This is a genomic window from Enterovibrio gelatinilyticus, from assembly GCF_028683095.1.
Classification (GTDB): Bacteria; Pseudomonadota; Gammaproteobacteria; order Enterobacterales; family Vibrionaceae; genus Enterovibrio; species Enterovibrio gelatinilyticus.
The window spans coordinates 1-228 of sequence record NZ_JAJUBC010000165.1; the positions used below are offsets into that span (position 1 = coordinate 1).

The following is a 228-nucleotide window of genomic DNA, read 5'->3' on the forward strand; positions in this document are numbered from 1 at the left end:
GGAGATGGTGGGTCGTGTAGGATTCGAACCTACGACCAATTGATTAAAAGTCAACTGCTCTACCAACTGAGCTAACGACCCGTGGCGTCCCATAGGGGAGTCGAACCCCTGTTACCGCCGTGAAAGGGCGGTGTCCTAGGCCTCTAGACGAATGGGACACAAATCTTTTCAACAACTTTCGCTGCTGATGCGTTGAGGTTTGGGACCTCAACCACTCTTTACTTTTTC

General features: G+C 50.9%; 2 tRNA genes. Both read right to left on the reverse strand.

The annotated features are described in order from the left end of the window. Window positions 1–5: 5 nt before the first annotated feature. Window positions 6–81: transfer RNA gene (locus LRP50_RS25655), tRNA-Lys, on the reverse strand. A gap of 1 nt (window position 82) precedes the next feature. Next, window positions 83–158 (reverse strand) — tRNA-Glu (locus tag LRP50_RS25660). Window positions 159–228: the final 70 nt, after the last annotated feature.